At 47.8% G+C, this 410-nt stretch carries 2 protein-coding genes; both read right to left on the reverse strand.

What is annotated here, in order from left to right:
- Positions 1-211 (reverse strand): LacI family DNA-binding transcriptional regulator (locus tag EVJ24_RS15225; RefSeq protein ID WP_131441805.1); only part of this gene is annotated, 211 nt, incomplete at its 3' end.
- 81 nt (positions 212-292) lie between these two features.
- Complete coding sequence (locus EVJ24_RS15230) at positions 293-379, reverse strand: fruR/shl operon leader peptide (RefSeq protein WP_001303787.1); 87 nt, start codon at positions 377-379, stop codon at positions 293-295.
- Positions 380-410 lie beyond the last annotated feature (31 nt).

Genomic DNA, 410 nt, shown 5'->3' on the forward strand with positions numbered 1-410 from the left:
GATCGGGGATCACAAGACCAATAGAACGTGTGCGTCCAGCACGAAGCCCAGCTGCCACGGCGTTCGGGTGGTAATTGTGCTCACGCACCACAGCCATGACTTTTTCAACGGTTTTGTCGCTCACACGGTATTGCTTCGCTTTGCCGTTAATAACATAGCTTGCAGTGGTCCGCGACACTCCCGCCAGCCGAGCGATTTCATCCAGTTTCACAATTGCCCCTTGCGTAAAATGTAAAAACCATAGCCATTGTACTGGTATGGGTTAAATTCATTAACATCTAAGCGCAGAAAATTAACTGCGGCAACTGCTTTTATTCCAGGTTCCCACTGATTTCGCAAAAAAAGCCCAACGTGACATGTTGGGCTGCAAATTGCGCACTGAGATCATTCTCAACGCATTATTTTATCGC

Source organism: Exiguobacterium sp. SH1S21, assembly GCF_004337175.1.
Classification (GTDB): Bacteria; Bacillota; Bacilli; order Exiguobacteriales; family Exiguobacteriaceae; genus Exiguobacterium; species Exiguobacterium aurantiacum_A.